A 10,499-nucleotide genomic window follows, 5' to 3' on the forward strand; every position below is an offset into this window, starting at 1 on the left:
GAGCATTCTGCTGGGGATAGCGCGGTTAGTCGAGTTTGGTGGGCGGTGGTGGTTGTGGCGAACCGTCATTCGCCGGTTTGCTCAGGGGCTCGATTTCCACCAGCTTGTATTCCTGGCCGTGCAGGTTCTTCAGGTAGACCTCCATCTGGCGGAACGAAATGTTGATGCTCTGCTTCTTGAACTCACGGTTGATGAAGCGGTTGACCTCATCGATCACCGGGTTCCGGTCGCCCAGGTCGCGTACGTGCATGCGCAATTCGTGGTCCAGGGTACTTTCGCCGAAGTTGAGGAAGTACACGTGGGGTTCCGGATCTTTCAGTACCCGTGGGTTATCCCTGGCGGCCTTGAGCAGCAATTCCTTCACCAGGTCCAGGTCGGAGCCGTAGTCCACGCCCAGCTTGAGGGTGACTCGGGTGATGGTGTCGGTGAGCGACCAGTTGATCAGTTGCCCGGTGATGAAGGTTTTGTTCGGGACAATGATGTCCTTGCGGTCGAAGTCGGTGATGGTGGTGGCGCGGATACGGATCTTGCTCACCGTGCCCGACAGGTTGCCGATGGTGATGGTGTCGCCAATCCGTACCGGGCGCTCGAACAGGATCATGATGCCGGAGATGAAGTTGGCGAAGATCTCCTGCATGCCGAAACCCAGGCCCACCGACAGTGCCGCCACCAGCCATTGCAGCTTGTCCCAGCTCACCCCGAGGGTCGACAGGGTGGACACGAAACCCACGCCGGCAATTACATACGACAGCAAGGTGGTGGTGGCGTAGGCGCTGCCCTGGGCCAGGTCGAGTTTGGACAGCACCAGCACTTCCAGAAGCCCCGGCAGGTTGCGCGCCAGGGCGAAGGTGATGCCGATGATGATCAGTGCGCCGAGCATGTCGCCGATGCTGATGGGCACCATGCTGATATTGGCGCCGGTGCCGCTGGTGTATTCGTAGAGGGTGACGTTGTCCAGGTAGGAGAACACCGAGATCAGGTCCGACCAGACCCAGTACAGCGCAGCGATAAAGCCGCCGAGCAGGGCCAGGCGAATCAGGCGCATGGACTGTTCGTTGACCTGCTCGATGTCCAGGGTCGGCTCTTCGACCACCACTTCGCCATCGCCGGCTTCCTTGGCAGCCTGGCGCTTGGCCAGGGCCCGGGAGTAGGCCAGGCGCCGCGCGGCAACGCTCAGGCCACGGACGAAGGTGGCTTCGATCACCAGCCAGAACATCAACAGGTACAGGGTGTTGATCAGGCGATCACTGAGCTTGAGGGCGGTGTAGTAGTAGCCAAAGCACACGGCGATAAACAGGGCGATAGGCAGCGCGGTAAACAGTACGCCCACCAGCTTGCGAAACAGCGAGGCTTTCTCATGGGTCGGGCTGTTGAGCAACAGGCGGCTGAGCAGCCAGGCCATCAGCCCATAACAGGTCAGGACTACGGCGATACCCAGCACATCGTCCGCCAGGGCGGCAGGTTGATGTTCGGCGATCGACACCACGGCCACCAGCGCCAGGACCACCAGCCCCAGCTTACGGATCCAGCCCTGGAGGAATTCGACCTGGGGTTTTTCCCAGCGGAAATGCAGCTCGGCCACACCGCCCGGCGCCAGGATCCGATAGGCGGTGTAGAACACCAGCCATGCCTGGGCGATCTGCACCAGGGCCATGCCCAGGTTGGCGTTCTGCCCACGGGCGTCGATTTGCAGGGCGTAGCCGCACAGCGCCAGGCCGAGGCTCACCGGCAGAGCCAGGAAGATGTTGACCAGAATTGCGATGGGAGTGTGCCACTGGCTGTCACGTTTGAAGTGACCGATATCCATGTGGATCTTTTTCAGGCGCTCGTACAGGTTGCTGCGCCGCCACAACAGTGCGCCGATCAACAGCAGCAGGGGTAAAAACAGCAGCGGGCGTTGGGTCAGACCGTCATACAACTCGCTGAGGCTGGAAGCCCAGGGCAGGGTGTCGACCTGCTTTTCCAGGCGGTTGGGTACGGTTTCCAGCCATTCGATGTCCAGCGGTTTGTTGCTGGGGATCCAGAACATCTGTTCGTCGAGGGTCGCGCGCAAGCTGGACGCGGTACTCAGCAGTTGCTTCTGGTTCAACTGCAGGGTGATGGATTCATTGAGCAGCGCACTCAGTTCCCGGCTCAGGCGCTCCAGCAGGTCGCTGCGGGTCACGGCCAGTTCCATCAGGGTGCGGCGCAATTGCGGGGTGACCTGATCCTCTGGCTGATTGGCCAGCAGGTTTTCGACGTAAGTGCTCGGCGAGCTGATCAGTTCGCGCTGCTGGTTGACCTCGAACTGGTACAGGCGAATGTTGGCAATATCGTCGGCCAGGTCGCGGTCGACCTTCAGGCGCGGCAATGCCTGCTTCTGCTTGTAGAGGATCTTCGACAGCAACAGGCTGCCCTTGAGCACGTTGATCTGCTCGTCCAGGGCCGAGTCACTTTGGGTCACGTTGTCCAGCAACTGCTTGGTCTGCAGGTTCTGCTGGGTCAGCTCATTGAGCCGGTCGGTGCTCTTGAGCAGGTAGTCAGAGAGTTTCAGGTTGGCTGCACTTTCCGTCGCCAGCAGGCTGCTGCCGCCGGCCTTCTGCGCTTCGATGGACTGCTGGGTCACGGTCTCCTGGGACTGGGCCAGGCGCTTCTGGTTGATCAGCGTCTGCAGGTCCTGGATTTCCTGTTCCATGCGCGCGGTTTTTTCCACCACCAGGTCATGCTGGCTGTTGCCCAGGTCCTGCAGTTGGCTGTTGCCTGCCAGCTCCTGGCGGCGCAACGGGATCAAGGCATTGAGCGCCGCCAGTTCGGCGTTCAGCAGGTTGCGCTGGTCGCTAGTGAGGGGTTTGCCATTGTCCTTGCCGGCCTTGAGGGTGGCGTTGATTTGCTGGATGCGCGTCTGGCTGTTGCTGATCTCGGTCTGGGCGCGCTCGGGCCGGGTCTGGGCGGCGATGCTCAAGCTGTTGGCGTCGGCCAGCTCCTTTTGCAGATCACCTTGCTGGGTGCTGCGCTGCACCAGCAGTTGTTCAAGTTGCGGGATTGGCAGGCTGGCATAGCGCTGCGCGACCGGGACGACCTTGCTGGCCTTGAGCCGGGTCAGTTCGCGGGCGTTTTCCGTGGTCTGGCGCGGGGCGTCTTCCAGCTGGCGCTTGAGATCGGCCAGGCGTTGCTCGTAATCCTGCTTGTTGCCGAGGAATGTCAGGGTCTGCTGCAGTACGTTTTGCAGCGCCTTCATGTCGGCGTCAGGCAATTTTCGGTCAGGCAGTTTGTCCAGGGTCTGCTGGACACTCTCGGTGCTCGGCGGGTCGGCGGCATACACAGGGCTGACGCAGAGGCTCAGGCCGAGCAGGGCAGTGGCTAAAAAAGTGCGCAGGATTGTCATAGAGACCGGTCGAACAAGATGAAGAGTAGGGGGCGTCCTGGCATCCAATGGCACGCCGTCGCCCCGCAGTTTAGAGGAAGAGTCCGGGGCCCGGGCGACTTCCTTCGGGGAATCTGACGCCGACTTTGCCGATCTTGTTCCCCTCCATCACCGCGACGGTCCAAATGGTGTTGTTCCACTCCACCTGGTCGCCAACAATCGGCGCACCGCCGACTTTGTGGGTGATGAACTGGCCCAGCGGCATGTCCGGGTCGATACCGTCGAGCTTGAGCCCGTAGAGTGCCGATACCGCGCCCAACTGGGCGTCGCCTTCCAGCACGAAATCACCGAAGAAGCGCAGGTCCAGGCCCCGTTGTGGTGCCTGGCTGAACAGTTTGCCGAGGGCGGCGAGGTTGTGTTCATGGCCGATGACACAGAGCAGATCACCGACTTCCAGCACTGTACTACCCGACGGGTGGAGCAGTTGCTGGCCACGAAATAACGCAGCGATCCGCGTGCCTTCGGGCATTTTCAGCTCGCGCAGGGCGGCGCCGATGCACCATTTTTCGGCACCCAGGCGATAGACGAACAGCTCCCACTCGCTGGTGACGTGCACTTCCAGGGCCGCCCGGGAAATCGGCGCGGGCTCGGGCGGTACCGTCACTTTCAGCAACTTGGCGACCCAAGGCAGGCTGGTGCCCTGGACCAGCAACGACACCAGCACGATAAAGAACGCCAGGTTGAAATACAGTTGGGCGTGGGGCAGGCCGGCCATCAGCGGGAACACCGCAAGAATGATCGGCACCGCGCCGCGCAGGCCGACCCAGGCGATAAACACTTTTTCGCGGCCATGGAACGCCTTGAACGGCAGCAGGCCAACCGCCACCGACAGCGGCCGGGCAAACAGGATCATCCACAGCGCCAGGCCCAGGGCCGGCAGGGCGATCGGCAGCAGGTCATGAGGCGTGACCAGCAGGCCCAGCACCAGGAACATGCCGATCTGCGCCAGCCAGGCCATGCCGTCGAGCATATGCAGGATCCCGTGGCGGCTGCGTACCGGGCGGTTACCGATCACCAGGCCGCACAGGTACACGGCCAGGAAGCCGCTGCCGTGCAAGGCGTTGGTCAGGGCAAAGACGAACAGGCCGCCGGCGATCACCAGGATCGGATACAGGCCGTTGGCCAGGTTGATGCGGTTGACCAATTGCAGCATCAGCCAGCCGCCGCCCAGGCCGATAATGCCGCCGATGCCGAATTCGCGGATCAGGTGGGTCAACAGGCTCCAGTGCAGGCCGGTCTGGCCGCTGGCGAGCATGTCGATCAGGGTCACGGTGAGGAACACCGCCATGGGGTCGTTGCTGCCGGATTCGATTTCCAGGCTGGCGCTGACCCGTTCGTTCAGGCCCTTGCCGCCCAGCAGCGAGAACACGGCGGCGGCGTCGGTGGAGCCGACGATGGCGCCGATCAGCAGGCCTTGGATCATATTGAGGTCGAACAGCCAGGCCGCCGCCATGCCAGTGAGGCCGGTGGTAATCAACACCCCCACGGTCGCCAGCGACAGGGCTGGCCACAGTGCCACGCGAAAACTAGCGACCCGCGTACGCAAGCCGCCATCGAGCAGGATCACTGCCAATGCCAGGTTGCCCACCAGGTACGCGGTCGGGTAGTTATCGAAAATAATCCCGCCGCCATCGACGCCGGCGAGCATGCCCACGGCCAGGATGATCACCAGGATCGGAATCCCCAGGCGGGACGAAAGAGAACTCACCAGAATGCTCGCACTTACCAGCAACGCGCCGATCAAGAACAGGCTGTTGATGGTTGTTGCATTCAAAGGCAGTACTCCGGAAAGAAAGGCGAGGCGCAGACTGACCATGCAGTCTGCGTGCCAGCGATTCTAACCTGTTGAATTGCTGCGCTGTCAAAAGCTTTCAGGTTGTGCCTATAAAATGGCGGGCAGTTCCAGTACTCGTCGCAGGCCTGCGGCTATTTATCAAATCAATATGTGTTTGTACGGTCAGAGTTGGTTTTTATGCGCCAATTGAAAGGCATGAACTTGTATGTCTAGTTGAGTGGTCTGTCTGTTATTGGCTTGGACAACTTTAGTAGGATGGTCACGTCCAGCTGGAACCGACAAGGTCTCCATTCTTTACTTGCCCTTCTACAGTAATGCTAAGAGGCTGCCGGCCGAGCACAAAAATATGGGTTTTACCTTCTTCCGAGTCCCAGTTCAAAAACGTGTCGCCCGGTTTTTTTATGGCATCAGGACCTAGGGTCTGGATGGTGAAAGAGTCCAGCCCCATGTGTTTCAGAGTGTCAGAAAGGTCTATGCGATCGTTGCCGGTTTGGAAACCATAGATTTTATGAGAACCGGCGCTTGGGTCGGATGGGCCGTAGATCGAGTAGGTGTTTCCTCCTGTATCGTTGGGGCTTACTCTGATGCCGCGGGCTGTGTCCGCTGGGGTGGTGGAGGAGTCCTGAATGGATGAGGCTGTTTCTAAGGTGTTCACGCTCGAAATGGTCATGATGTTTTACTCTCTCTTTGTTTGAATGTGTGTCCCGAATTAAATGGTTTGATTTTCGCTAGTGCGAGAATTAAGTATTCCATGACTGACTTTTTATTTGCCATGGCGGGTGTGTTTCGAATGTTTGCGTTTTTGATATTATTTTTATAGTGGGTTTTCTTGGGAGGGAAGTACTTGGCGGGCTATTGAATAGTTCGGCGTGCGATGAGTTGGTTGGAAGGAGGGGTTTATATAAATACAAACTCGCTTGAAATGCTTCGGGCTGAGAATGGAGGTTGATGCCCTCCATTCTTCATTATTTCAATCAGAGCCGAAAACGCCCCACCATCCCATTCAAATCCACCGCCAGGCGCGACAACTCGTTGCTGGCCGCACTGGTTTGGCTGGCACCCGTCGCCGATTGCACCGACAAGTCGCGAATGTTCACCAGGTTGCGGTCCACTTCCCGCGCCACTTGCGCCTGTTCTTCCGCTGCGCTGGCGATCACCAGGTTGCGCTCGTTGATTTCGACGATCGCGCTGTTGATGGTATCCAGGGATATTCCTGCGCCTTTGGCGATATTCAGCGTCGATTCGGCACGCTCGGTGCTGTTGCGCATCGAGTCCACCGCCTGTTCGGTACCGGCCTGGATGCTGCCGATCATCCGCTCGATTTCGCTGGTGGACTGCTGGGTGCGATGGGCCAGGGCCCGCACTTCATCGGCAACCACGGCAAAGCCGCGGCCGGCTTCCCCTGCGCGGGCTGCTTCAATGGCGGCGTTCAGGGCCAGCAGGTTGGTCTGGTCGGCCAGGCCGCGAATCACGTCCAGCACCTTGCCGATGTCCCGGGACTCTTCGGCCAGGGCGCCAATCAAGGTGGCTGTGCCTTGCACGTCACCACTCATGCGCTCGATGGCGCTGACGGTTTCCTGCACCAGATCACGCCCGTCGCCGGCCGAGGTGGTGGCGTTTTTCGAGGCTTCGGAGGTGCTGACGGCATTGCGCGCGACTTCTTCGACGGCGCTGGTCATTTCGTTGACCGCAGTGGCCGCCTGTTCGATCTCGTTGTTCTGCTGGGTCAGGCCGCGAGCGCTTTCGTCGGTGACGGCGTTCAGTTCTTCCGCTGCCGAGGCGAGCTGGGTGGCCGAGCCGGAAATACGCTGCAGGGTGTCGCGCAATTTTTCCTGCATTTTATTCATTGCCCGCAACAGGCGGCCGGCTTCGTCGTCGCCATCGACCTTGATCGGCCGGGTCAGGTTGCCTTCGGCAATGTTCTCGGCGGCGTCCAGGGCCTGGGCGATGGGCAGGGTGATGCTGCGTGTCAGCAGCCAGGCGAACAGCACTGTCAGCGCCGTGGCCAGCACCAACAAGGCAACCACCAGGTCAAAGGCTGAATCATATTGATCGGCGGCTTTCTGGTTGCTGTCGTTGGCCATCGAATTGTTGATGTCCAGCAGGCGCGTCAGGACCGTGTTGACCGCCTCGGAGTTGCTCAACAGTTCGGTGTTGAGCAAGGTACGCAGCTCTTCGGTCTGGTTGTTGCGCGACAGGCTCTTCATCCGCTCTTCAATCTGGCGGTACTGGCCCAACAGGCGCACGTAATCGTCGTAGGCTGAACGTTCCTCACGGCTGTCGATCAGCTTTTCGTAGACAGTCTGGGCTTCGCGGATCTGCTGGTTGCGCAGTTCGAAGGCTTCCAGGGTCTTTTGTTGCACCTCAGGTTCGCGGTTGGTCAGCAAGCGGTAGGACAGCACGCGCAGGCGCAGGGTCAGTTGGGTGAAGTCATCGAGGGCGCGAATGCTTGGCACGCTGCGCAGGGTGATGTCTTCGGTGGCGCCACGGATCTTGCTCATCTGGTTCAGGGCAAAAATACCGAGAAACAACATCAGCGCACCAATGCACGCGAAGCCGAGAAACGCGCGCGGCGCGATATTCATATTACGAAGAGACATGCAATGGTCCTGGGAGAGGCGCGATCCGTGCGGCGTTGAGGCGGGGTATGCATGACCTATCGGACGTACGACTAAAGTCTTGAGGGGCTGCGCGCTTTTGTCGCACCCTCGGTGGATCGGAATGGATTCAGGAACCAGATGGCGTAAATGCAGTCACTAAGGCTCGCAAGCGTGGCCTGCCCCGTGCAATCAAGGCTGCGCGCCAGGATATCCCTGGCTTCCACGGTGAATTTTCTTTATCGTCACCGCCCTTTGAAAAAGCCCGAGAATTCAAAATGTTAGAAACATCCCTCAGCCAACTGGAACAACTGGTCAGTGACCTGGTACAGCAGAATCAGGAACTGCTGGGCACCAATGAATCCCTCAAGGCGGAACTGGCCCGTGCCAAGGACGAAAACGACAGCTTGCAGCTGAACCTGATGGAGCAGGAAGAAAAGCAGGGCGCCACCGCAGCCCGTATCCAGGCGTTGGTTGAGCGTGTGAGCGCAGGTCCTGTCAGCGCATGAATGAAGGGATAAAGGTCGTTTCGATTCTCGGTGAGGATTACTCGATCAAGGCCCCGGACGGGGAAGACAACACCCTGCTCAAGGCTGTGACCCTGCTCAAGGCATCCTTGGCCACCACCAAGCAGAAGTACCCGACCTTGATCGGCGACAAACTGCTGGTGCTGGCGGCGCTGAACCTATGTGCCGAGCAGATCGAGATGCAGCAGCGTCACCAGCAGGAACTCGACCGTTACCAAGAGCAAGTCAGCGCCACGGTCGAGGTGATTTCCAAGGCCATCGGCCAGCCCTGATCAGAACCATTCGTCCTGCATGGCCAGGCACGTATCGTCCCGTGCCTGCAGGATCGCCAGTTCATGATGGCACCCCGGTATTTCCCAGGTCAGGAAGTACCGGGCGGCTTGCAGCTTGCCTTTATAGAAGGCCACATCCGCCGCATTGCCTTTGGCCAGCCCTTCTTCGGCGCGGATCGCCTGTTCCAGCCAGCGCCAGCCAATCACCGTATGCCCAAACACTTTCAGGTACAGCGCCGAGTTCGCCAGGCTGCTGTTGACCTTGCCCTGGGCGAGATCCGCCAACAACCCGAGGGTCACGCTTTGCAGGCGTGCCACCAGTTGCTCCAACGGCTCGCGCAATGCTGTGAGTGACTCATATTGCTGGGCCCGGGCTCCGGTCTCGGCGATCAGGCGGATCAACTGCTTCAAGCCCGCACCGCCGTTTTGTGCGAGCTTGCGCCCCAGCAGGTCCAGGGACTGGATGCCGTGGGTGCCTTCGTGGATCGGGTTCAGACGGTTGTCGCGGTAGTACTGCTCCACCGGGTATTCACGGGTGTAACCGTGGCCGCCGAGAATCTGGATCGCCAGCTCGTTGGCCTTCAGGCAGAACTCCGAGGGCCAGGACTTGACGATGGGGGTCAGCAGGTCCAGTAACTCATGGGCCTGCTTGCGTCCGGCCTCACTGTCCAGGGTGGTGGTGTCATCGAACAGCCGCGCGGCATACAGGCCCAGGTCGAAGGCGCCTTCCACATAGGCTTTTTGCGTGAGCAGCATGCGCTTGATATCGGCGTGCTGGATGATCGACACCGGGGTGGTGTTCGGGTCCTTGCTGTCCGGCAGTCGGCCTTGCGGGCGCTCCCGGGCGTAGTCCAGGGAATACAGGTAACCGGCGTAGCCGAGCATCACCGCACCCATGCCGACGCCAATCCGTGCCTCGTTCATCATCTGGAACATGCAGGCCAGGCCCTGGTGCGGCTTGCCCACCAGATAGCCGACACACTCGCCGTTATCGCCGAAATTCAGTGCGGTGGAGGTGGTGCCGCGCCACCCCATCTTGTGGAACAGCCCGGCCAGCAACACATCGTTGCGCTTGCCCAGACTGCCATCATCGTTGACCAGGAACTTGGGCACGATAAACAGCGAAATGCCCTTCACCCCGGCGGGCGCATCCGGCAGCTTGGCCAGCACCATGTGCACGATGTTTTCCGACAGCGGATGATCGCCGCCGGAGATGAAGATCTTGTTGCCCTTGAGGCGGTAGGTGCCATCTGGCGCGGGCTCGGCGCGGGTGCGGATATCCGACAGCGACGAACCGGCATGGGGCTCGGTCAGGGCCATGGTGCCGAAGAAGCGGCCTTCGATCATCGGTTGCAGGAAGCGTTGTTTCTGTTCCGCGCTGCCAAAACTCTCGATCAGATTGGCCGCGCCCATGGTCAGGAACGGGTACGAGGTCGAGGCCGCATTGGCTGACTGAAAGTGCGCAAAACACGCTTGGGACAGCAGGGTCGGCAGTTGCATGCCGCCTGCTTCGAAGCTGCGGGCAGCGTTGAGGAAGCCGGCTTCGAGAAAGGCATCAACGGCAGGTTTCACTTCTGGAATCAGGATGGCCTGACCGTTTTCATAGCGCGGCTCGTTCTCGTCACCCTTGCGGTTGTGCGGTGCGAAGTACTTTTCGGCGATGTTGCGGGCGGTGCCAATGGCGGCATCGAAGGTTTCGCGGTTGTGCTCGGCAAACCGCTCGCGCTGGGTCAGGCCCTCGGCATCGAGGACTTCGTACAGCTCGAAAGCCAGATTGCGGGAACTGAGGAGCGTCTCGGACATGGCGGCTTACCTATGAGGGAATAGGTCGGAGTCTAAGTCTGGGAATAGAGGCGCGATAGCAAGATTGATCTGGGTGATAGAGCAGCAAAACACAACGTAAAG

The 10,499-nt window shown here is 60.0% G+C and carries 7 protein-coding genes and 1 pseudogene; 2 read left to right on the top strand and 6 right to left on the bottom strand.

Annotated elements, in window-relative coordinates; genetic code table 11:
- Nucleotides 1-25: 25 nt before the first annotated feature.
- The 5 genes and pseudogenes from mscK to FJD34_RS28885 form a co-directional block, all read right to left on the bottom strand.
- Nucleotides 26-3,364, bottom strand: a complete 3,339-nt coding sequence (gene mscK, locus FJD34_RS18550) for a mechanosensitive channel MscK (RefSeq protein WP_032862143.1) — start codon at nt 3,362-3,364, stop codon at nt 26-28.
- A 70-nt stretch (nt 3,365-3,434) separates the two neighbouring features.
- Nucleotides 3,435-5,177, bottom strand: a complete 1,743-nt coding sequence (locus FJD34_RS18555) for a potassium/proton antiporter (RefSeq protein WP_032862142.1) — start codon at nt 5,175-5,177, stop codon at nt 3,435-3,437.
- A gap of 280 nt (nt 5,178-5,457) precedes the next feature.
- A complete protein-coding gene (locus FJD34_RS18560; protein WP_090292807.1) occupies nt 5,458-5,868 on the bottom strand; it encodes a hypothetical protein in 411 nt (136 codons plus the stop codon).
- 304 nt (nt 5,869-6,172) lie between these two features.
- A complete protein-coding gene (locus FJD34_RS28880; RefSeq protein ID WP_411736497.1) occupies nt 6,173-7,045 on the bottom strand; it encodes a methyl-accepting chemotaxis protein in 873 nt (290 codons plus the stop codon).
- 30 nt (nt 7,046-7,075) lie between these two features.
- Nucleotides 7,076-7,798, bottom strand: a pseudogene (locus FJD34_RS28885) (MCP four helix bundle domain-containing protein); the annotation flags it as partial.
- A gap of 275 nt (nt 7,799-8,073) precedes the next feature.
- Between FJD34_RS28885 and FJD34_RS18570 the strand changes: the two are divergent.
- Together FJD34_RS18570 and FJD34_RS18575 are read left to right on the top strand one after the other, a co-directional pair.
- A complete protein-coding gene (locus tag FJD34_RS18570; RefSeq protein ID WP_032862136.1) occupies nt 8,074-8,304 on the top strand; it encodes a hypothetical protein in 231 nt (76 codons plus the stop codon).
- A complete protein-coding gene (locus tag FJD34_RS18575; protein WP_032862135.1) occupies nt 8,301-8,594 on the top strand; it encodes a cell division protein ZapA in 294 nt (97 codons plus the stop codon). The genes FJD34_RS18570 and FJD34_RS18575 overlap by 4 nt, the downstream gene beginning before the upstream one ends.
- On the opposite strand, the gene FJD34_RS18580 is transcribed toward FJD34_RS18575, so the two are convergent.
- On the bottom strand, nt 8,595-10,397 hold the full coding sequence (locus FJD34_RS18580) for an acyl-CoA dehydrogenase (protein WP_090292809.1): 1,803 nt from the start codon (nt 10,395-10,397) through the stop codon (nt 8,595-8,597).
- Nucleotides 10,398-10,499 lie beyond the last annotated feature (102 nt).

It is taken from the genome of Pseudomonas brenneri (genome assembly GCF_007858285.1).
Classification (GTDB): domain Bacteria; phylum Pseudomonadota; class Gammaproteobacteria; order Pseudomonadales; family Pseudomonadaceae; genus Aquipseudomonas; species Aquipseudomonas brenneri.